The 20,946-nt window shown below is 65.5% G+C and carries 17 protein-coding genes; 7 read left to right on the top strand and 10 right to left on the bottom strand.

Annotated elements, in window-relative coordinates; translation table 11 throughout:
* From H8A95_RS31985 to H8A95_RS31970, 4 genes are all read right to left on the bottom strand, one after another.
* A partial coding sequence (locus H8A95_RS31985) for a TIGR03809 family protein (RefSeq protein WP_229186799.1) occupies nt 1-362 on the bottom strand: 362 nt, incomplete at its 3' end.
* A 554-nt stretch (nt 363-916) separates the two neighbouring features.
* Entirely contained in the window at nt 917-2,605 is a 1,689-nt protein-coding gene (locus H8A95_RS31980; RefSeq protein ID WP_229186798.1) for a S8 family serine peptidase, read from the bottom strand.
* A 37-nt stretch (nt 2,606-2,642) separates the two neighbouring features.
* Nucleotides 2,643-3,389: a hypothetical protein gene (locus tag H8A95_RS31975; RefSeq protein WP_229186800.1), complete on the bottom strand. Its 747-nt coding sequence runs from the start codon at nt 3,387-3,389 to the stop codon at nt 2,643-2,645.
* Nucleotides 3,389-3,958: a sigma-70 family RNA polymerase sigma factor gene (locus H8A95_RS31970; protein ID WP_229186797.1), complete on the bottom strand. Its 570-nt coding sequence runs from the start codon at nt 3,956-3,958 to the stop codon at nt 3,389-3,391. The genes H8A95_RS31975 and H8A95_RS31970 overlap by 1 nt, the downstream gene beginning before the upstream one ends.
* A gap of 416 nt (nt 3,959-4,374) precedes the next feature.
* On the opposite strand from H8A95_RS31970, the gene H8A95_RS31965 reads away from it, so the two are divergent.
* Complete coding sequence (locus tag H8A95_RS31965; RefSeq protein WP_229186796.1) at nt 4,375-5,523, top strand: GGDEF domain-containing protein; 1,149 nt, start codon at nt 4,375-4,377, stop codon at nt 5,521-5,523.
* Nucleotides 5,524-5,582: 59 nt separating this feature from the next.
* Nucleotides 5,583-6,689 (top strand): DUF2336 domain-containing protein, encoded by a 1,107-nt coding sequence (locus H8A95_RS31960; RefSeq protein WP_229186795.1) that lies wholly within the window; start codon nt 5,583-5,585, stop codon nt 6,687-6,689.
* Here the strand turns inward: H8A95_RS31960 and H8A95_RS31955 are convergent.
* Both H8A95_RS31955 and H8A95_RS31950 read right to left on the bottom strand, forming a co-directional pair.
* Nucleotides 6,686-7,324: an NrsF family protein gene (locus H8A95_RS31955; protein WP_229186794.1), complete on the bottom strand. Its 639-nt coding sequence runs from the start codon at nt 7,322-7,324 to the stop codon at nt 6,686-6,688. The two genes, H8A95_RS31960 and H8A95_RS31955, sit on opposite strands and share 4 nt — an antisense overlap.
* A gap of 2 nt (nt 7,325-7,326) precedes the next feature.
* On the bottom strand, nt 7,327-7,872 hold the full coding sequence (locus H8A95_RS31950; RefSeq protein WP_229186793.1) for a sigma-70 family RNA polymerase sigma factor: 546 nt from the start codon (nt 7,870-7,872) through the stop codon (nt 7,327-7,329).
* Nucleotides 7,873-8,198: 326 nt separating this feature from the next.
* Between H8A95_RS31950 and H8A95_RS31945 the strand changes: the two genes are divergently transcribed.
* Entirely contained in the window at nt 8,199-8,885 is a 687-nt protein-coding gene (locus H8A95_RS31945; RefSeq protein WP_229186792.1) for a hypothetical protein, read from the top strand.
* Between the two features lie 126 nt (nt 8,886-9,011).
* Entirely contained in the window at nt 9,012-9,791 is a 780-nt protein-coding gene (locus H8A95_RS31940; protein WP_163160495.1) for an enoyl-CoA hydratase, read from the top strand.
* On the opposite strand, the gene H8A95_RS31935 is transcribed toward H8A95_RS31940, so the two are convergent.
* Nucleotides 9,788-11,650 carry an acetyl-CoA hydrolase/transferase C-terminal domain-containing protein gene (locus tag H8A95_RS31935; protein WP_229186791.1) on the bottom strand — a complete coding sequence of 621 codons (1,863 nt, stop codon included), beginning with the start codon at nt 11,648-11,650 and terminating at the stop codon, nt 9,788-9,790. The two genes, H8A95_RS31940 and H8A95_RS31935, sit on opposite strands and share 4 nt — an antisense overlap.
* A gap of 241 nt (nt 11,651-11,891) precedes the next feature.
* Here H8A95_RS31935 and H8A95_RS31930 point away from each other — a divergent pair, with 241 nt between their 5' ends.
* Both H8A95_RS31930 and H8A95_RS31925 read left to right on the top strand, forming a co-directional pair.
* Complete coding sequence (locus tag H8A95_RS31930; protein ID WP_229186790.1) at nt 11,892-13,310, top strand: TolC family outer membrane protein; 1,419 nt, start codon at nt 11,892-11,894, stop codon at nt 13,308-13,310.
* A 138-nt stretch (nt 13,311-13,448) separates the two neighbouring features.
* Entirely contained in the window at nt 13,449-14,396 is a 948-nt protein-coding gene (locus H8A95_RS31925) for an amidohydrolase family protein (RefSeq protein WP_229186789.1), read from the top strand.
* Here H8A95_RS31925 and H8A95_RS31920 read toward each other — a convergent pair.
* The 3 genes from H8A95_RS31920 to H8A95_RS31910 all read right to left on the bottom strand — a co-directional run bounded on the left by H8A95_RS31920 (nt 14,389) and on the right by H8A95_RS31910 (nt 20,458).
* Nucleotides 14,389-17,523, bottom strand: coding sequence for an efflux RND transporter permease subunit (locus H8A95_RS31920; protein WP_229186788.1), 3,135 nt, complete (start codon nt 17,521-17,523; stop codon nt 14,389-14,391). The two genes, H8A95_RS31925 and H8A95_RS31920, sit on opposite strands and share 8 nt — an antisense overlap.
* 114 nt (nt 17,524-17,637) lie before the next feature.
* Entirely contained in the window at nt 17,638-18,885 is a 1,248-nt protein-coding gene (locus H8A95_RS31915) for an efflux RND transporter periplasmic adaptor subunit (protein WP_229186787.1), read from the bottom strand.
* Nucleotides 18,886-19,036: 151 nt separating this feature from the next.
* The gene (locus H8A95_RS31910) at nt 19,037-20,458 is read right to left on the bottom strand and encodes a CoA transferase (RefSeq protein WP_229186786.1); all 1,422 of its coding nucleotides are present in this window, start codon (nt 20,456-20,458) and stop codon (nt 19,037-19,039) included.
* Nucleotides 20,459-20,617: 159 nt separating this feature from the next.
* On the opposite strand from H8A95_RS31910, the gene H8A95_RS31905 reads away from it, so the two are divergent.
* Nucleotides 20,618-20,905, top strand: a complete 288-nt coding sequence (locus tag H8A95_RS31905) for a hypothetical protein (RefSeq protein ID WP_050626238.1) — start codon at nt 20,618-20,620, stop codon at nt 20,903-20,905.
* The last annotated feature ends 41 nt before the right edge of the window (nt 20,906-20,946 follow it).

The following is a 20,946-nucleotide window of genomic DNA, read 5'->3' as shown; positions in this document are numbered from 1 at the left end:
GCCGCCGTTTCCAGCGCGGTCGCGACCGCGCTCATTGCGGCCTCGGCCAATGCCGCGGCTTCCGACCGGCGCTCGGCTGCCGGCGCGATGTCGCGCGGCGGCAGTTTCGACGTACCGCGACCGAGCCAGGACAGATCGATCGGCGAATTGTCGAGCGAGGCTTCGCGCGTCAGCAATTCGCGCCAGATGTCGACCGCGGCCCGCGCCTCCCTGACATTCTCGAGAAAAGCCTGCTCGCTGTGATAGCGGCGCCAGCGCCCGGTTTCGAACAGCTCGTTGAGGTGCTCCAGCCTTTGCTCGGCAAGGCTGCACCAGCGTGCAACGATCTCCTGGCCTCTGGCCACGTCGGTCCGATGTGTCATTCAACTTGCCCGCAGGGAAAGAAACGGACGCAGACGCAACCGAACCGAATCAACTGGACGTGACACTGATATTCTGTGGAAAAGGTAAATAAAGTCTAACTAAATTCTTAATCGCGAACGGGCGATGAAAGAAGTCCGCTCTACTACGGAGTTTCTTGCCCGAACCATCGTCAAGTCATCGACTTGCACGGTGGCGATGCGCATCGCTTTCGTGCGCCGCACAGCCGGATGATCCACAGCAAACAGTCGCCGCTGCCCCGCGCCCGACATCGCGTCGCGACCGCGCGACGCCGCGTCGGCGGTGTTCGGCCAAGCCGGTGATGCGAGGGTGCCCCAGAAAGCAAAGACCCGTCCGGGGGGACAACCGGACGGGTCAAAGCCATATGGGCGCTTGGGGTGGATGGGCGCTCGCGCCTGATATAGCCGGGGAGGGATAAACCGCTCCCACACACATAAGTCGTGAGAGGAAGGCGGACGTTCAAATCGTCGGCGATTTTTTTAACCTTTGCGCCGCGCGGTTCCATCGCACCATCGCAGGCGTTCGGCAGCGAAAATCACTGCCCGGCACGGCGATTAGCGGTGGAATCGTCCGATGCGATCGACGGCACCGGTTCATTCACCGCGCGGCTCACGGAAGTGTTATTGCTGCCCGCGTCCTGTGCAGGCTGCGACGGTTTGTCCACGGCAGAAACGACGGGAGCACTGGCCGCAGCCGTCACTGCGCCGAGCGCATCCGCCTCGCCCGCCCCGAACAGATCATCACGACCTGGTGTCCCGAGATCGCGGGCCGTGCTGGTCAGGATCCTGCGCACCTCGGCGGGCTTCAATGCCGGATTGCGCTCCAGCACCAGGGCCGCGATGCCGCTGACGAACGCGGCCGAAAACGAGGTGCCCGACATCACCTGGTATTTGCCGTCAGGCACCGGCACCAGGATGTCGGCGCCGGGCGCCGCCAGCGCGACATAGCTGCCGCGGTTCGAGGCCGCCATCAGCCGGTCGCCGGCATCGATGCCGCTCACCGCGATCACGTCGGGAAGGGCGGCCGGATACAGCGGCGGCGATGTCGGGCCGCCATTGCCGGCCGCAGCAACCAGCACGACGTCCCTCGCCGCCGCGGCGGCTACGGCACGCGCGATCAAGGCGTCCTTCGGTCCGGCAAAGCTCATGTTCACGATCTGCGCGCCGTGCGCCACCGCGTAGTCGAGGCTCCTGAGCAGCACATAGCAGGTGCTCTCGGCGCCAGCAGCGGCCGCACCGAAGGCGCGGATCGCCAGGATGCGCACTTCCGGCGCGCTCCCCGTCAGCCGGACGCGCGCCGCGATCGCACCGGCAATGGCGGTGCCGTGCGCATGCGGGCCTTCCTTGCTGCCGAGCGCGTCGAACGTATCCGCGACCGTGTTCGCCAGCTCAGGATGGGCGGCATCGACACCGGAATCGATGACGGCAATGGTGACATTCATCCCACGCGCCAGTCTGTGCGCCGCCGCCAGATGAAGCTGCGCCGCCGGATATTGCGCCGGATCGCTCCCGCTCGCTGCCGGCTTCTGGTCCTGCAGCGCGTAACGGTAGTTCGGCTGCACGGAGCGGACGCTGCCGTCGCTTGCAAACTCGCGGCTCACCGCGTCGGTGGAACGATTGCCGGCGATGCGGAACAGGCCGATCGTCGCACCCAGCAGCGGGATGTTCTGCGAGGCGATCCGGGTCAGGCCGTGGCGGCGCGCGAGCGCGTCGGTCTGGACCTCCGTCAACGCGCCATCGATCTCGGCGACGAGCTCGTTCGGTACGGTTCGCGCGCCCGGCGCATCCTGAGCGCGAGCGCTGCCGCCGCTGCCGGCCCCGCCCTTCTTCGCTGCGCCCTTGCCGCCGCCGTTGACCGCGACCGGCCGCTCGGAGCACTGGCCGCGATAGCCGTCGTCGCAGTCGGCCGAGACGCGAGGCGCATAGCGTGCACCGGATGGCGGCAGTCTCGATCGCGGCCCATCGTCGGTCCACGAGGTCGCCGGACCGTGGTCTGCCGACACCGGCATGCGTCCAACGGCGCCACCGAACCCGCCGGCGGCACTTCCACCAACCCTGCCCATACCGGGATTGGCCCGCGGCCCGAACGAGAGCTGTGGCCCGCCGCCGATCGGCGTTCGCATGAAATTCTGGGCGTGGGCGGATCCGACAATACTGACCAGCAACAAGACCGCGGCCGCGACGGCCGCTCCGTTCGTCGATCTGGTCCGGCCGTTAGCGGTCATCGTGACCTCAATTCGGCGCAGAACCGTCAGCCGCCGCTTAAGGCGTTTCGACCGCCAGGCTGACGATCTTCTCTTTCTGCAAACGGGCAATCAGCGCCGCGACACTGTCCTTGTCCATCGCGCGGAACTGCAACCGGAACATTCCGCCCTTACCGTCGACGATCGCGCCCTGGTAATTGTCCAGCAGCGACGTGATGTCGGCGATCCTGGCATCCGGTGTGAAGCGCACCAACAGCCGCGTCGGCGTTGCCGCGACGCTGGCGCCGAGGTCACGGGTGATCGGCGCACCGGGAGCGACGGCCGCGCTCGGCGCTGCGGGCGCGCTGCGCTGTTCGACGGCATCGAGCGAGGCGGTCTGGAACGAAGCCGGCTGGCTGCGCATCAGCACCGCGCCGATCACGCCCGCTTGCAGCAGCACCACGAGCGCACCGAGGCTGGACGACCAGGCCAGCGTCCGCGGCGACCATTTCGAAAAGAACTCCGAGATCCCGCCCGACATCCGTGCACCCGCCGACGGCTTGCGCTCCGGCTCGGCATCGATCGCGGCAAACAGCTTCTGCATGGCGCGCGCAGACGGCGCACCGAGGCTCTCGTTAAGGCCGATGGTCTCGGCATATTCCTCGCGGATGACGGCATACTGCCGGGCCAGATCCGGATCGCTCGCGAGCGCGTCCTCGACACGGCGCACGTCACGCGCGTTCAGCGTGCCGGCCGCATGCCAGGGCAGCAGCATCTCGACATCGTCAGGTTCTTGACCCTGCACTTTCTTGTTGCTCGCAGCCATCATGGCCAACCTCGCTCGACACCGGCTGCCTTCAGCAACTCGGCAAGTTTCTTGCGCGCATAAAACAGGCGCGTCTTCACGGTGTTCTCCGGAATCCCGACGATCTCTGCGACGTCTTCCACGGATTTCTCGTGATAGTAGACAAGATCGACAATTTCCCGGTGTTCCGCCGATAGTCCCGTCAGGCACTTACGCAGCGTGTCACCCGTGTCCTTCTTCTGCACCACCGTTTCCGGATCGTCGGACGTGTCCTCGATCGCGTTCGCGGCCTCATCGTCCAGTTCGGCGTCCTTCCTTCGCCGCAGCGAAGACAACGCCTTGAACCGGGTAATCGCCAGAAGCCAGGTCGAAACGGCGGATCGTCCCTCGAATTTGCCCGCCTGACGCCACACGTCCAGAAAGACCTCGCTAATGAGATCCTCCGCCACCTGTTCGTTCCGCACGAGCCGAAGCCCGAAGCGGTACACCCTGACATGATGCCGTCCGTATAGCACCTGCATGGCGAGCCGGTCGCCTTGAGCGATCCGAGCGATCAGAATCTCGTCTGAAGCCGCCTGTGTCGCGCTCAATGGCCGTCTCGCAAAGTTGGTCTGAGGGGGGTGGTGCGTGGTTCGACGCGAGAGGCAAGATTCTTCACATTACGGCAATGTCCGGACCGCATGTGTGATCTATGACACAGTCGACGATCTCCATGAGGAAAAATCGTCGGCGACTCGGAAAACGGTATCATAATAGTGAACACTCTCGCGGACAGGCACCATCCGGCGCGACCATACCAAGGCTTTGCCGGCAAGCCAGCACCGTCGCGAAGTCGATGCCGGCGGACGCCCGGCACGATCGCTCCCGACCAGCTTCGGTGAACGGATTCCCTTTACGAAACAAGGGTGATGACCGGATTACACCGGAGCAGATTCGGTTCCGAAAGATACCAAACCTAAAGGCTTTCCCACTTAGATTTTCGCCGGATTTCAGCAATGGCGAGACCATGGGCAGCGCTGCGTCGTCACTTCCCAGCCCGATCGCGGGCGCATCGGAAAGCGGCCGTCCCAGGCTGACGGCCGAGCGCCTGGCGCGCCGGGCCCGGCAGCGCCGCCAGATCCAATCGATGATCGCCGCCTGTTTTGTGCTCGATGCCGTCGTGCTGCTGATCTACGCGCATGCCGGCACCACCTCCGTTTCGGTGGCGGCGGGCTATGCCCTGACCGGGCTCGCTTTGGTCGCCGTCTACGTGCTGCTCTCGGAGCGCGGCTTTCACGAGCGCTTCCGCGACCATTATCTGGTCGCGCCGCAATCGGCCGTCAACATGGTGAACCTGCTGGTGTTCACCTACATCGCGCCGGAAGTCGGCGTGCTGTTCCTCTGCAATCTGTTCGTGGTGTTCGGCTTCGGTGCGCTGCGCACCTCGGCCCGCCAGACCGCAATCGTCTGGACCATCATGGTGCTGGGCCTGGCCGCGCTGTTCCTCGGAACCGACAAGGCGATCGGGATGCCGACCGGCACGAAGATCGACCGCCTCGCCACCATGCTGGTGTTCGCGCTGACGATCGGGCGCTGCATGTATCTCGGCATCTTCTCGAGCTCGATGCAGCAATCGCTGTATCAGAGCGGCGTGAAGCTGAAGGAAGCTTATCGGCGTATCGAGGAGCTCGCCGAGCTCGACGAGCTCACCGGCACCTCCAATCGCCGCAGCATCATGCGCACGCTCGAGGACGAGATCGCGCGCTGCGCCCGCAATGGCAGCTCCTGCGCGGTCGCGCTGATCGACCTCGACCATTTCAAGCGCATTAACGACGTCTACGGCCATCCGACCGGCGACGAGGCGCTGCGCACTTTCGCCATCGGCATGTTCGCCAATCTCCGCAGCATCGACCGCTTCGGCCGATACGGCGGCGAGGAATTCCTGCTGGTGCTGCCCAATCTGTCGCAGGATCAGGCCATGCGCGCGCTCGAGCGGCTGCGCGCCATCATCGCCGATCTCGACTGGAGCGCGTTCTCGCCGGGTATGCGGGTGACGATCTCCGCGGGCGTCACGACGCTGAAGCCGCACGAAAACTCCGACACATTACTCGCCCGCGCCGATAGCGCGCTTTACGCAGCCAAGGCCCGGGGACGCAACCGCATCGCCAGCGCCTGAACCTTTTCATTTCCTATTCGGCGACGGAGAATCCGTCGCCACCGCTCCAGGACAGAGTCATGAGTTCGAAGCCCGCGACCGCCCCCGAAAGTCTGCTCGACGAGTTGCAGACGACCCTCGCCCACGGCACCGTCGCACGCCGTGTCGAGACGCTGCGGCGCGTGACCGACCTCTTCATCAACGGCTCGGTGAATTATTCGGACCAGCAGATCGTGCTGTTCGACGACGTGTTCCAGTGCCTGCTCGAGCACATCGAAAGCTCGGCCAAGGCCCTGCTCGCCAACCGCCTCGCCCCGATCGACACCGCGCCGCCGCAGACCATCCGCACCCTGGCGTTCGACGATCTGATCGAGGTCGCAGGCCCCGTGCTGACGCTGTCGCCGCGGGTCGACGACGACACCCTGATCGAGACGGCGCGCAGCAAGAGCCAGGCGCACCTGCTCGCGATCTCCAACCGGAAGACGCTGAGCGGCGCCGTCACCGACGTGCTGGTGCTGCGCGGCAATGACGAGGTGATCCAGAGCGCGGTCAACAACCCCGGCGCGGAATTCACCGAGCGCGGCTTCACCCGACTGGTCAGCCGCGCCGAGGGCGACGACAATCTGTCGACCTGCGTCGGCCTGCGCCCGAACATCCCGCGGCATCTCTATCTCAAGCTCGTCGCCAAGGCCTCCGACGCGGTCAGGCAGCGGCTCGAGGCCGCCAATCCGCAGCAGGCCAAGGAGATTCCGATTGCGGTGAAGGAAGCCACGCGACGCGCGCGCTCGGCGCCCGCCGCCGTGACGTCGGATACGACGATTGCGCATGCGCTGGTCAAATCGCTCTACCAGGACGGCCGGCTCGATGAATTCCAGCTCGCGGCCTTCGCCGAGGCCGGCAAGTTCGACGAAACCAATGCCTCACTTGCCGCGCTCACCAACGTCTCGGTCAGCATCGCCGAGAACATGATGATCGAAACCCGAGCCGAGGGCGTGATGATCCTGGCCAAGGTCTCCGGCCTGTCATGGTCGACGGTGCGAGCGATCATCAATCTGCGCGACGAAATCTCGGACGCCGAGCCGACCGATCTGCAAGCCTGCAAGGACACCTATGAGCGGCTGCGGCCATCGACCGCGCAGCAGGTGCTGCGCTTCCATCGCATGCAGCAGTCAGCGCCCGCGGCCTAATAACGTAGCGCCCGCTTCCCCATCAGCGCGCCGACGCTTGCGACGATCGCCGTCGCCAGCGTGTACCAGGTGGCGACGAACAGCGGCGAGTCATCGGTGCAATGCGACGCGTAGACGGTTGCAGCGAGCCCTGCCGAGAGCAGGCCGGCCACCGCTCCCGCAACCGCCGGCCGCGCCGGCGCGCCCTGTCGCAGCCCGTAGAACGCACCAATCAGCAACGGCAGCGACATCGCGGGGATCGCGGACATGCACGCCATCGAGTTCTTGCCGATCAGGCGCGTCATCATCGGCGTCCGCTGCGGCATCATCATCTCGCCGCTGATCGCGGCAACGAGGATGCCGGCGGGAATCAGCAGCCACCAGCCGAAGCCGCGCAGCGAGGCCTCCGGCCGCGCCAGATGCAGGCTAACCGCGATCGCCGAGGCGGCGAGCGCCAGCGTCACCGCAAACTTCAGGTCGAAGAACGGATTGTGCATCGCGGTCATCACGTCGGGCCGCACACCGAGCTCGGCGAAGAAGATCAGTAGCGAGATCGGCGCCGCGGCCAGCAGTGCCAGCATCAGCGCAAGACCGATCGGACGCGCACGATAGGCGTTGTCGGCGGTAAGGGTTCGAATGAGTTGATCGGTATCCATGCTCATCGGTCCCGTAATTTCGCGGTGAGGCTCGCAAGCCCGCGATGCAGGGCGACCCGCACCGCGCCCTCGGTCATCGCGAATTTCGCAGCGGTGTCCTTGATCGAGGTGCTGTCGACCGCGATCGATTGCAGCACGTCGCGCTGCCGCGCGGGCAACGCCTGCAACCGGGCGGTGACCTCGCCGGGAGACGCCGTCGGCTCCGGCGTTTCGCCCGGCAGTGTCTCGGCGAAGTCGTCGATGTTGACGAAGATGCGCTTGCCGCGGCGGCGCAGCGCGTCGATCAGCTTGTTGCGCGCGATCGCGAACAGCCACGGCGCGAACGGGGCGTTCGCGTCCCAAGTCTGTCGTTTCAAATGTACCGCCAACAAGATGTCCTGCACGATGTCCTCGGACTGATCGACCGGCTGTCCCGCGCGCGCCAAGCCGCGTCGCGCCGCAGCACGGAGTACCGGCGTGACGGCCTTGAGCAGGCGATGGTACGCCGCGTCATCGCCTGAAATGGCCGACCGCATCAGGTCGGTCCATTCATCCTCACGTTCGCGCACGCAGGCTCCTGAATTGCAATTCGGCCGATCTTTCAGTTCGTTACGCGGCAAGCCAAGACATCACGAATTCGTGATAACCATCCTCCGGCAAGACCGCGCCGAGCATCAGCCACAAAGAATCGCTCCGGCGGGTTTCCAGACGCCACGGCTCATAACACCGATCGGTCCGACAAGCATCGGGGCTGCCGCCGTCGACGACCGACTGGGACGAAATTGCCCAGCTTTCGCCCCCTGATGCCCGAAGATTCCCTTTTTTTGCCCCGGTGTGGACACGCACGGGGGTCTCATTTCGCGTTTGGGACGGGCGAAATGGGGAGATCATCAGAATGAAGATCAAAGCCAGCGGGCGCTTGGCCTTGATGGTTGCGACAGGGCTGACCGGGCTTCTCGTGGGTCTCGCAGCTCCATTGCCGGCGCATGCGGCCGGAACGGACGCATCAGCGGCGAAATCCGACAGCGCAACGACCGACAAGTCCGCGCAGCAGAGTTCGCGGCATGGCCGGCGCCATGCGCGCCAACATTCATCCAAGACGGCGGACAAGACCGCCGAAAAATCCGAGAGCAAGAAGGCCGCCGGCAGCGATGCAGGCAGCGTGACGGCGGCGGGCATGCCCGCCACGGTCGCAAATGCCAACGCAGAACTGACCTCCGGCGACGACAATGCGACGGCGACGCCGGTCAAGGCCAATGCGCTGATCGCCGCGGCCGACAAGCCCGCTGACCAGCAGTCCGACGGCAGCGTGGTCGCGTCCGACCAGCTCAACGACGTCGACCGGGCCTTGCAGCAGGAGCAGCCGGCGGAACCGCCGCAATCGGTTCAACCGCAAACCGCCCAGCAGGAGACACCCCCGGCGCAGCCGCCGACCGTCGCCGTAGCTGCACCCAAGCCGGCCCCGGTTCTGGCGAGCAGCGACAGCGCGAGCCTGGACCAGACCTCGCTGATCGGGAAGATCTTCATCGGCTTCGGCGCCTTGCTCACGATGGCTTCCGCCGCGCGCATGTTCATGGCCTAGCCGGGAACGCTCACGGCGTGCGGCGCGGAGTGCGCCGCACCGCGGCCCAAAGCCTCGCTTCAGCCACTTGAAGCGCATCCCGTCAGCGGGCACATTGCCCGGCAAATCAGGCACGGGGTTTGCGTCATGGCTACGTTCGAATTCATCATCGTCGAAAGCAAGGGACCGGTCGGCGTCATCACGCTGAACCGGCCGAAAATGCTGAATGCACTGTCGTTCGGCGTGTTCCGCGAGATCGCCGCGGCGGTCGACGATCTCGAGGCCGACGACAAGATCGGCTGTATCCTGATCACCGGCAGCGAGAAGGCCTTTGCCGCCGGCGCCGACATCAAGGAGATGCAGCCGAAGGGCTTCATCGACATGTTCAACAGCGATTTCACCGCCATCGGCGGCGACCGGGTCGCCCGTTGCCGCAAGCCGACCATTGCGGCCGTTGCGGGCTACGCGCTCGGCGGCGGCTGCGAGCTTGCGATGATGTGCGACATCATCATCGCCGCCGATACCGCCAAGTTCGGCCAGCCGGAAATCACCCTCGGCACCATCCCGGGCATCGGCGGCACGCAGCGCCTGACCCGCGCGATCGGCAAGTCGAAGGCCATGGACCTTTGCCTCACCGGACGGATGATGGATGTGGCGGAGGCCGAGCGCGCGGGCCTCGTGTCGCGGATCGTTCCGGCCGACAAGCTGATGGAAGAGGCGCTCGCCGCGGCCGAGAAGATCGCCTCGATGTCGCGTCCGGCCGCCGCGATGGCCAAGGAAGCCGTCAACCGCGCGTTCGAGACGCCGCTTTCGGAAGGCATGAATGTCGAGCGCAACCTGTTCCACTCGACCTTCGCGCTCGAGGATCGCTCCGAGGGCATGGCGGCCTTCATCGAGAAGCGCAAGCCGGTCAACAAGAACCGCTAACCCGTTCGGCTCCGCTGCAATGCTGCGGTGACGAGCGCGCGATAGGCGCGCTCGTTGAAAAGTGTCGGCTTGTCGAGGCCGAGCCGCGCCAGGCATTCGCGGTCGGCGGCATCAGGCGGATGCCGCATCCCCTGCCACAGCAGGCCGGCGAGTTGCAGCGGCGTACGCTGCGCTTGCTGCAATATCTGGAGGGCCGGAATCAGCCGCTGCTCGACATCGGTGAAGTCGCTGCCGAACGGAAATGACGGCAGCAGCCCGGCGTCGCGCGCGGGCTTCAGTGCATCGCTGATGCGTTCCGGAAAGTTTTCGCGATGAGCCGCAGGAATCTCATGGCCGTGCGGCAGCTTGCCGGCGTCCTTGGCCTGCCGCATCAGCTCGCTTTGAAAGCGGGAGTCAGACACCTGCAACATCGCGGCGACGACGTCAGCATCGGATTTCCCGCGCGTATCGGCCACTCCATATTCGGTGACGAAGATATCGCGCAGGTGCCGCGGAATGGTCTCGTGACCGTAGGACCAGCGGATGTTCGATTGCGGCTGCTTGCCGGACTGATGGGTCGCCTCCAGCGCCAGCACCGAGCGCGCCCCCTCGAGCGCAAAGGCCTGCGCGACGAAATTATACTGGCCGCCGACGCCGCTCACGACCTGGCCGTTCTCGAGCCCGTCCGAGATCGCAGCCCCCAGCAGCGTCGCCATCATCGCGTTGTTGACGAAGCGCGCATCGACGCGGGCACGGCGCTTGCCGTCCTCGTCGCCGAAGATCTCGTTGGTGAAGGACACCGGCATCATCTGGATTCGCGCCTGCTGCTCGGGCGCCATCTCGCGCAGCGCGCGGTAGAAGGATTGCGGCCCCAGGAAGAATGCGCCGTGCAGGATCACGCCGTCGACGTCGCGCTTCAGGATGCCGGCATCGATCAGCCCAAGGAACGCCTCGAACAGCATCTCGCTGACGCCGTAGAGCCCCTTCTCGAACGGCCCGGTCTCGGCCGCTGCGAGTTGTTCGGTCCCCGGCGCAAGGCGCTTCATGATGCCGTGGAATTGCACATTGTCGCGATGCCGGACCACCAGCCCCTGTGCCAGCGCATCGCCGACCTGCCCGATCCCGATCTGCAACGTGCCGCCGTCGCGGACCAGACCCGCGGCATGCAATCCGATCGCATATTTGGTGTCGCTGATCGGCTCGGAGGGCGGTGCGAACAGCGGGAAGTCGGTGTCGGGACTGTCGAGCACCGCGGCGAATTCATCCGCCGGCAGATCGCCGGCGCCGGGCATGAACGGCAGCTCGGAATTGACCTGGCCGATCAGCTTGAACGACGCCCGCCCCTGCGCACGGGCGCGCAGCACGTCGAGCGTCGTGTCGGTGTTGCAGCTCAGGCTGTAGCGCGGCACGCCGTCGACGACACGCTTGGCGACCAGCTGAGGAACGACATTCAATCCGCGCGACAACAGATATGAGGCCGCATGGGTGTAGTTGGCGGAAATGTAGTTCTGCTGAGCGAATGGCTGATACAGCCACTGCCCCGCGAGGAAGAAGAATTCGATCACCTTGATGTTGGGCGGAAGCGCGCCGTGATGCAGCGCATCCGCATAGGCCAGATCCGGATAGCGGCCGAACAGGCGATCGATCACCGGGCCGATGAAGCGCTGCTCGATCAGGTTCTTCGGCCGCGGCTTTTCCAGCGTCAGCGCCGAGAACAGCGTCAGATTGATGGAGCGGTCGGCGACCGCCCGCGCATAGAGCGCGTTGACGATGTGGTTGGCCTTGCCGAGGCCAAGCGGCAGCCCGACCACCAGTTCGGTTCCGACGTCACGAACGATGTGCTCCGCGATCGCCTCGGGGTCGGAGAAGAATATGGGCATCAGCAATGGACCCGGAGGAGACAGTGGATAACCGGCCTCACTGAATCGGCGGCCGGCGGTTCGAACTTATACTTCATATGACAGTTGCGTTCGCCTGTGACGTACCGGCAACAGACAAGAAGCGAAATGATGTGCAGATGTCGTGCGGCGGTTTGCCTGTGGCCGTCATGGCCCGTAAACAGGTAGACGTGTCGACGGCGTCTGCGGGTGCGGACTGCCGGGGGTTTGGTTGCGGGATCACATGGTTGAGCGTGCCGCTGATATTGGCGATGTAGCGAGGCGCGTGCTTTTGTCGGGCATCGGCCTTGGCGCATTGGCATGCGCGCTGCTGGCCGACACCGCCGCCCGCGCCGAGAGCCTGCCGGAAGCGCTCGTCAAGGCCTATCAGACCAATCCGCAGCTCAACGCCGAGCGGGCGCGCCAGCGTGCGACCGACGAGAACGTGCCGCAGGCGTTGGCCGGCTACCGCCCCCAGATCAGCGCCGGCCTCTCGGTCGGCCTTCAGGCGGTGCGCGACCAGCTGCCCGGCAACGTGATCCAGGGCGCAACGCTGAAGCCGTGGCAGATCGGGGTCACGGTGACCCAGACCCTGTTCAACGGCTTCAAGACCGCCAACAGCGTCCGCGTCGCCGAGTTGCAGGTGCAGTCCGGCCGCGAGGCGCTGCGCAATGTCGGCCAGGGCGTGCTGCTCGACGCCGTCACCGCCTATACCAACGTGCTGGCCAACCAGACCCTGGTCGAGGCGCAGCGCTCCAACGTCGCCTTCCTGAAGGAGACCCAGGCGATCACCCAGCGCCGCCTCAATGCCGGCGACGTCACGCCGACCGATACCGCTCAGGCCGAGGCCCGGCTCAACCGCGGCCTCGCCGACCTCAATGCCGCCGAGGTCAACTTCGCGATCAGCCAGGCCACCTATGCACAGGTGGTCGGCAACGCGCCCTCCCAATTGCGGCCGGCCGAGACCACCGACCGGCTGCTGCCGCGCAGCCGCGAGGACGCGCTCGCATTGGCGCTCCGCGAGCATCCCGCCGTGACCGCGGCAGGCTTCGACGTCGACGTCGCATCGACCTCGATCCGCGTTGCCGAGAGCAGCCTGATGCCGAATGTCTCGGTGCAGGGCAGCGTCAGCCGCGCCCGTGACACCGACTCCACGCTCGGCACCTTCGGCACCGATCAGGCTTCGGTGATCGGCCAGGTCACCCAGCCGATCTACGATGGCGGCACCGCGGCATCGCAGACCCGGCAGGCCAAGGAAGTGGCGGCGCAGAGCCGGCTCGTGCTGGATCAGGTGCGCAATCAGGCCAAGACCGCCGTGGTCAGCGCCTGGGTCGCCAATGAGGGGGCCAAGATCGCGGTGTCGGCCTCCGAGTCGGAGGTAAAGGCCGCGGAGGTTGCGCTGGCTGGTGTCCAGAAGGAAGCCGCGGGCGGCCAGCGCACCACGGTCGACGTGCTCAACGCCCAGCAGGATCTGATCACGGCGCGGGCGCGGCTGATCGGGGCGCAGCGCGACCGTGTGGTCGCCTCCTACACGCTGCTCAGTGCGGTCGGGCGCCTCGACGTCAAGACGCTCAATCTCAAGACGCCGGACTACCTGCCCGAGGTGCACTACCATCAGGTCCGCGACGCCTGGCACGGCCTGCGCACGCCGTCGGGACGATAGGTCTTGTGGAACCGTCCGCACGGCGAACCGACCCTTCCCGCCCGCTCTCTCCGCCGATAGCCTCCCGGCCCGCCGGCGAGCGATAATGCCGGCGCGCGGATCACGCGCACAACAGCCGAGCACGCAGGGAGACGTCCTATGATGCTGGCTTCCATCGCAGCCGGAGCGACCATGACCAGCAGCAACGCATTTTCCAAGGCAGCGCAGCCATCGACCCCGGTGAATTTCGACGTGCCTGCCGGTGCGTGTGACTGCCACACCCACATCCATGGCGACCCTGCCAAGTTCCCGTTCTTTGCCGGCCGCGTCTACACGCCAGAGCCGGCCTCGCCGGAGGAGATGAGCGCGCTGCACAAGGCGTTGCACGTCGAACGCGTGGTGATCGTGACGCCGAGCGTCTACGGCCCCGACAATTCGTCGACCCTGTTCGGCATGACGGCCCGCGGGGCGACGGCGCGCGGCGTCGCCGTGATCGACGACAAGACCAGCGAGAGCGATCTCGATGCCATGCAGAAGGCCGGCTTCCGCGGCATCCGCCTCAACCTTGCGACCGGCGGCGTCAACGATCCCAATGTCGGACGGCAGCGCTTCTCGGCCGCAATTGAACGGATGAAGGCGCGCGGCTGGCATGTGCAGCTGTTCACCAGCCTCGCCATAATCTCCGCGATCAAGGACCTGGTCGCCACCGCGCCGGTGCCTGTCGTGTTCGACCATTTCGGCGGCGCCGAGGCCGCGCTCGGCACGGGCCAACCGGGATTTGACGACCTGCTCGCGCTGGTCAAATCCGGCAAGGCCTACGTCAAGATTTCCGGCGCCTACCGCGCCTCCAGGCTCGCGCCCGACTATGCCGACGCAACGCCGCTGGCGCAGGCGCTGATCGCGGCCAATGCCGAGCGCATCGTCTGGGGCACCGACTGGCCGCAACCGGATTCGGTGACGCCCCAAGGCAAGAAGGTCACTGACGTGACGCCGCTGTATCAGATCGACGACGGCCGCCTCCTCAACCAGCTCCCGGTCTGGGCGCCGGACGCAATTCGCAAGACCATCCTGGTCGACAATCCGGCGCGGCTCTACGGCTTTACCTGACGTTGTCCTTCGGCCGGCGCGAAAAATAGGAGATCAGGACCGGCAGCGTGATCAGGATCACCAGCGGCGCCACCATCATGCCGGTGACGACGACGATGGCGAGCGGCTTCTGCACCTGCGAGCCGATGCCCTCCGACACCGCCGCCGGCAACAGGCCGATGCCGGCGACGACGCAGGTCATCAGCACCGGACGAAGCTGCAATTCGCCGGTGCGGATCACCGCACGCATCCGGTCGTAGCCTTCGTCGATCAGCTGGTTGAACTGCGACAGGATGATGATGCCGTCCATCACCGCGATACCGAACAGCGCGATGAATCCGATGGCCGCCGACACGCTGAACGGAATCCCGGAGATCAGAAGCCCGAGCACGCCGCCGAAGATCGCCATCGGGATCACGCTCATCGCGAGCATGGTGTCGACCATCGAGCCGAAATTCAAGAACAGCAGCACCGCGATCAGCACGAGGCTGATCGGCACCACGACCGACAGCCGCTTGATCGCGTCCTGCAAATTGCCGAACTCGCCCACCCATTCGATACGCGAGCCGGGTGGCAACTGGACCTGCTCGTTGACCTTCTGCTGCGCTTCCAGGATCGCGCTGCCGAGGTCGCGGTCACGCACCGAGAACTTGATCGGCAGATAGCGCTCCTGCTGCTCGCGATAGATGTAGGCCGCGCCGGAGATCAGCTTGATCGAGGCCACTTCAGAGAGCGGGATTTGCGTGACCCCGCCATTCGGATTCGCTGCCCCGATCCGCAGATTCTGGATCGCCTCCGCGGTCTTGCGATATTCCGGCGCAAGGCGGACGATGATCGGAAAGTGCCGGTCGCTGCCAGGTTCGTAGAGATCGCCCGCGGTGTCGCCACCGACGGCGACCTTGATCGTGGCGTTGATGTCGCCCGGTGACAGGCCGTAGCGCGCCGCCCGCGCCCGGTCGACGTCGATCTGGACGGTCGGCTGGCCGAGCGAGGTGAACACCGCGAGGTCGGTGACACCTTGCACTGTCGCCAACACGGATTTGATCTTGTTGGCGGTGTCGGTCAGCGCCTGCAAATCGTTGCCATAGAGCTTGATCGAGTTCTCGCCCTTCACGCCGGACACCGCCTCCGACACGTTGTCCTGCAGGTATTGCGAGAAGTTGAATTCGACGCCAGGGAACTTGTCCTGCAACTGCGCGAGCAATTGCGCGGTGAGCACGTCCTTGTCATGCGTGCCCGGCCATTCGCCGGCCGGCTTCAGCGGCGCGAAGAATTCAGCATTGAAGAATCCGGCGGCGTCGGTGCCGTCGTCGGGACGGCCGTGCTGCGACACCACCGACACCACCTCGGGACGGCTGCTGATCAGCTTCCGCATTTCGTTGACATAGGCGTTGCCTTCCTGCAGCGAGATCGTCGGCGGCAGCGTGGCGCGGATCCACAGATTGCCCTCTTCCAGCTTGGGCAGGAATTCGAGGCCGAGGAACCGCACGAAGATGATGGTCATGACCACGAGGCCGGCCGCACCGGCCATCACGATCTTGCGGTTGCCGACCGCCCAGTTCAGGGTCGGCAGGTAGATCGCATCGAGCTTCTTGACGATCCAGGTTTCGGTTTCGTGAATATGCGCCGGCAGGATGATCGCGCTCAGCGCCGGCGTGATCGTGAACGTCGCCAGCAATCCGCCCGCCAACGCATAGGCATAGGTTCGCGCCATCGGCCCGAAGATGTTGCCCTCGACGCCACCCAGCGTGAACAGCGGCAGGAACGCGGCGACGATGATGGTCGCGGCGAAGAAGATCGAGCGCGATACGTCGGCCGCCGCCGACAGGATCGCATGGCTCTTCATCCCCATCACCGTGTCGTCGGAAATGTGGCTTCGCTCGTCTTCCGACAGCGCGGTGGTCTGCGACAGCCGGCGGAAGATCGCCTCCACCATGATCACGGTGGCGTCGACGATCAGGCCGAAATCGATCGCGCCGACCGAGAGCAGATTGGCGGATTCGCCGCGCAGCACCAGGATGATCACGGCGAAGAACAACGCGAACGGGATCGTCGCGCCGACGATCAGCGCGCTGCGCAGGTCGCCGAGGAAGATCCACTGCAGCAGCACGATCAGCAGGATGCCGACCACCATGTTGTGCAGCACGGTGTGGGTGGTGAGCTCGATCAGATCCTTGCGGTCGTAGATGCGCTCGATCTTGACGCCCGGCGGCAGGATCGAGGAATTGTTGATCTGGTTGACCAGTTGCTCGACGCGGGCAATGGTCGGCGAGCTCTGCTCGCCGCGGCGCATCAGCACGATGCCCTGCACGATGTCGTCGTCATTGTCGATGCCGGCGATGCCGAGCCGCGGCTTCTCGCCGATCGTGACGGCGCCGATGTCCCTGACCAGCACCGGATTGCCGCCCGATTGCGAGATCATGGTGTTGGCGAGATCGTCGATCGAACGGATCAGACCGACGCCGCGCACCACGGCCGATTGCGAACCGATGTTCACGGTGTTGCCGCCGACATTGATGTTGGCGTTGGACACCGCCTGCAGCACCTGCGGCAGCGTCAGGCCATTGGCGACCAGCTTGTTGAAGTCGACCTGGATCTCGTAGGTCTTGGTCTTGCCGCCCCAGCCGGTGACGTCGATCACGCCAGGCACCGCGCGGAAGCGGCGTTGCAGCACCCAATCCTGCAACGTCTTGAGGTCGAGCACGCTGTAGTTCGGCGGCCCCTTCAGCCGGTAGCGGAAGATCTCACCGATCGGGCTTGTCGGGGAGATGCCGGGCTGCACGTTGCCGGGCAGCGGCGCGAGCTGCGACAGGCGATTGAGCACCTGCTGGAGCGCCTCGTCATAGGTGTAGTCGAAGGAGAACTGCAGCTTGACGTCGGAGAGGCCGTACAGGGAGATGGTACGGATGGTCTTGAGATTCTTGATGCCGGCGACCTGGGTCTCGATCGGGATCGTGATGTAGCGCTCGATCTCTTCGGCCGAGAGACCCGGGCTCTGCGTCACGATGTCGACCATCGGCGGGGTCGGATCGGGATAGGCCTCGATATTGAGCTGCTTGAACGCAAGCAGGCCGCCGATGATGACGACGACGAACATGGCCACCATCAAGTAGCGGCGATTGACGGCAAGGGCGACGAGGCGATCCATTCAGATCGGCACTTTCAACGGAGAGGATTTTTCTTGGTGAGCATGGTCTCCGCGCAAACGCGTTCCGCGTTTGTCGCGAGGGAAAGCCGGTTCCCACTTTTCCGGATCATGCTGCTAGGTACCTGATGCGGCGCGGTCGATGAAGAGGCTTCCCTTCGTCACGATCTGCTCGCCCGGCTTGAGATTGCCGGCGACCTCGACGAGGTCGCCATTGATGAGGCCGGGTTTGATCTGGCGCAGCTCGATGGTCTTGTCGTCGGCCTTCGCGACCCAGACGCGAACCTGATCGCCCTCGTAGATCAGCGCCTGCTTCGGCACGCCGACCGCCGGGTGGTCGCCCTTCGAATACAGCGTCACATTGGCGAACATCTCGGGCTTCAGCCGATTGTCGGCGTTGTCGATGGTGGCGCGGACCAGGAGCCGGCGCGAGGTCGCGTCGATCGCGGCGGCGACATAGTTGACCCGGGCGTTCAGCACCTTGCCCGGCAGCGCCATCACGCTGAAGGTGAGGTCCTGCCCGACCGCGACATTGTCGGCGTCGGATTCGCGGACGAAGGCGATCAGCCAGACCGTCGAGAGATCGCCGATCACATAGACCGGGTCGCTGGCGCCGGTCGAGACATACTGGCCGGGGCCGGCCTTGCGCTGGACCACGGTGCCGCCGATCGGCGCGAACACCGTCGTCTCCGGATTGAGGCGGCCCTTCTGCTGCAAGGTGGTGATGGCTTCGTCGCCGAAACCGAGGATGTGCAGCTTGTTCTGCGCGGCTTCCAGCAGCGTCTGCGCCGAGCGCGCGTCGTTCTGCGCCTGCACCAGCGTCGCCTGCGCAGTCTGATAATCCTTCAGCGGGATCGCCTTGCCTTCGGACAGGTCCTTGGCGCGCTTCTCCTGGATCTGGGCCAGGTCGAGCGCCGACTGGGCCTTGTTGAGGCCGGTCATCGCGGCGACGTAATCGTTCTGCGCCTGCACGGTGTCGGCCGCTTCGATCACGAACAGCGGCTGCCCCTTCACCACGGTGTCACCAGGCCGCACAAGGAGGCGGGTGACCCGCCCGGTATAGGGCGAGTAGACCGGGGTGGAGCGGTCCTCGTCGATCCCGATCTTGCCCTCGGTCACCAGTTCGGAGCGGAAGGTGTGCTCGGCCACGGTCTGGAAGGTCAGGCTGGCCCACTCGGCCGGCGACGGCGCATAGCGCGTGCCGCCCTTGCGGGATTGGCTGGAGACTTCCGACGGTGACTGCTTGTCCGAGCCGAAACGGGTGTAGCCATAGGCGCCCGCGCAGGCGACCACCAGCACCGCCGTGGCCACGAGCAGGCGCGGGCGGCTAAAGCTCTGCATTCGCTTGATAAACTCTTTCAGCATGCGGTCCGCGGGGTCGATCGTTGCAGCTTCCGGCGGGACAACCCCAGCGGTGCGCTAATAGTGCCGAATTGGCGTTTCAAACAACCTAAAAATCGCACTTCGGCGGTGCGCGTCGTTAAAGTTCGGATAGCCTGAACGGCGACTGAATGTCTCATCCGGGAAACTCCGGGGCAGCAAACCCTGGGGCGGGAAACTCAGCAGGATGGCTGCCGAGCGGCGTCGCCGGACGGGACCAATGGGCCGGGGTGCGCGACAGGATCGCGGCGTGCCGGACCGAACTCAGCGTGCCAAAGCCGGACGGAAGCCGCTCCATGAAGGGCTGCACCGCATCCGCCTTCAGGTCTTCGGTGGCAAGGCCCCCTTCGAGGCGGCCGAGATTCCACAGCCAGCGCCCGGTCTGCGCCAGCGACACCCGGACGTGCCAACTGCCGCCCTCGCGCGCCTGGCGGGCCTTGGCCATCATGGCGCCGAACGCCATGAAATATCCGGTGGCGTGGTCGAGCATCTGGGCCGGCAACTCCTTCGGCCCTTCGACGCCGGCTGCCTGCCCTTCGGCATGATTGAAGCCGGTCGTGGTCTGCACCAGCGAGTCGAAGCCGCGGCGCTCCGCCCACGGTCCGGCATGGCCATAGGCCGAGAGCGTCACATAGACGATCCCGGGATTGATGCGGGCTGCTTCCTCAGGCGAGAAGCCGAGCCGCGCAATCGCCTGCGGGCGATAGCCCTGCGAGAGAACATCGGCCTGCGCCAAGAGACCACGCATCACGCCTCGCCCCGCCTCGCTGCGTAGTTCGAGGAAACTCGTCAGCTTGCCGCGGCCGGTGTCGATGGTGAGCCAGGGGATATCAGGCAAATCGGGACCGGAGATCAGCAGCACATCGGCGCCATGCGCCGCGAGCATGCGGCCGGCAACGGGACCTGCGATCACGCGCGACAGGTCGAGCACACGGATGCCGGCCAGCGGCCGCTTCCCCGCGGGCCACGGCTTTGGCGCGGCCTCGCCGATCTTCTCGATCGAGATCAGCGGCAGTTTTGCCAGCTCCTTGGCATGCGCCGTCGCCGACCATTCGTCATATGAGCGCATCAGGGCGACGACGCCGCCGGCGGCATAGGCCGCGGTTTCGAACGCCTCGCCATCCCATTGCAGCAGCGCCGCCTGGACATCGTCACGCTCGGCGTTGCAGCCAAGCACCTTGCAGACGGCGTCGCGATGATGCGGGAAATTGGTGTGAAGGCGGACGAAGCGGTTGTCGCGCGTGCGGTAGACGCCGGCGATCTTGTCCCAGGCCGGCGGCGGCGGCCTGTCGTCGACGCGCAAATAGCGCTCGCTGCGGCATTCGACCACCGCATGGCGGATGTCGACCGTGACGTCCTGCTGCTCGCCGCTGCGGGCTTTCCAGATCTCGGCTGCCGCAAGGCCGGCTGCGGCGATCGGAGCCTGCGCTGCGGCTGCGACTCGAAACGACGACGGCAGTTGCGGCTCGCTGCCGCTCAGCGTGACCGCATCGAGCGCGGACGGTGTGCCGCCGGCGCCGGTCCAGATGTCGGCAAGGATGTCACGGACGGCTTGCATGCGCATTCCTGTTTGCGATTGTTCTATGCCCGAGCATGATGACAGAAAGGCAATGCCCCGACCTCAACCTTCATACCTTGTTTGGGCATGATCTTTTCGGAAAATCGCTGCACACTTTCCGGATCATCATGCCTTCTCCCGACCCGAACAGGAGTTGCAATGGCTGCCATCGATCCCCTCACCGCCGGCGGCGTCTTCCTCGCGACCGCGGCGACCGACGCGGTCTATGTGATGTTCACCTCGGCGGTCGTCGCGCGCAAACGCGTGCCGGCAGCCACCTGGAGCAGCGTCTGGTACGTGCTCTCGTCCTATGCGGTGATCAGCTACACCGAGAACTGGCTCTATGTCGCCTTCGCTGCGGCAGGCTCCTGGGTCGGCGCCTATGCATCGATCACCTTCCTGCACCGCCCGCCGGGCGGACCACCGGTGGGTGCGGCGGTGGAATAGTTGGTTGGAGCGCTCGACGCTCAGCACCGGCGTCGTCCCTG

It is taken from the genome of Bradyrhizobium oropedii, assembly GCF_020889685.1.
Taxonomy (GTDB): Bacteria; Pseudomonadota; Alphaproteobacteria; order Rhizobiales; family Xanthobacteraceae; genus Bradyrhizobium; species Bradyrhizobium oropedii.
Note: the sequence above shows the minus strand (reverse complement) of the source record. Positions and strands in the feature narration are given on the sequence as shown.

What these genes read in the sequence shown, in the direction of transcription:
- H8A95_RS31980 (WP_229186798.1), bottom strand. Translation starts at nt 2,605, where the DNA reads ATGACCGCTAACGGCCGGACCAGATCGACGAACGGAGCGGCCGTCGCG.
- H8A95_RS31975 (WP_229186800.1), bottom strand. Translation starts at nt 3,389, where the DNA reads ATGGCTGCGAGCAACAAGAAAGTGCAGGGTCAAGAACCTGACGATGTC.
- H8A95_RS31965 (WP_229186796.1), top strand. Translation starts at nt 4,375, where the DNA reads ATGGGCAGCGCTGCGTCGTCACTTCCCAGCCCGATCGCGGGCGCATCG.
- H8A95_RS31960 (WP_229186795.1), top strand. Translation starts at nt 5,583, where the DNA reads ATGAGTTCGAAGCCCGCGACCGCCCCCGAAAGTCTGCTCGACGAGTTG.
- H8A95_RS31955 (WP_229186794.1), bottom strand. Translation starts at nt 7,324, where the DNA reads ATGGATACCGATCAACTCATTCGAACCCTTACCGCCGACAACGCCTAT.
- H8A95_RS31945 (WP_229186792.1), top strand. Translation starts at nt 8,199, where the DNA reads ATGAAGATCAAAGCCAGCGGGCGCTTGGCCTTGATGGTTGCGACAGGG.
- H8A95_RS31940 (WP_163160495.1), top strand. Translation starts at nt 9,012, where the DNA reads ATGGCTACGTTCGAATTCATCATCGTCGAAAGCAAGGGACCGGTCGGC.
- H8A95_RS31935 (WP_229186791.1), bottom strand. Translation starts at nt 11,650, where the DNA reads ATGCCCATATTCTTCTCCGACCCCGAGGCGATCGCGGAGCACATCGTT.
- H8A95_RS31930 (WP_229186790.1), top strand. Translation starts at nt 11,892, where the DNA reads ATGGTTGAGCGTGCCGCTGATATTGGCGATGTAGCGAGGCGCGTGCTT.
- H8A95_RS31925 (WP_229186789.1), top strand. Translation starts at nt 13,449, where the DNA reads ATGATGCTGGCTTCCATCGCAGCCGGAGCGACCATGACCAGCAGCAAC.
- H8A95_RS31920 (WP_229186788.1), bottom strand. Translation starts at nt 17,523, where the DNA reads ATGGATCGCCTCGTCGCCCTTGCCGTCAATCGCCGCTACTTGATGGTG.
- H8A95_RS31915 (WP_229186787.1), bottom strand. Translation starts at nt 18,885, where the DNA reads ATGCTGAAAGAGTTTATCAAGCGAATGCAGAGCTTTAGCCGCCCGCGC.
- H8A95_RS31910 (WP_229186786.1), bottom strand. Translation starts at nt 20,458, where the DNA reads ATGCAAGCCGTCCGTGACATCCTTGCCGACATCTGGACCGGCGCCGGC.
- H8A95_RS31905 (WP_050626238.1), top strand. Translation starts at nt 20,618, where the DNA reads ATGGCTGCCATCGATCCCCTCACCGCCGGCGGCGTCTTCCTCGCGACC.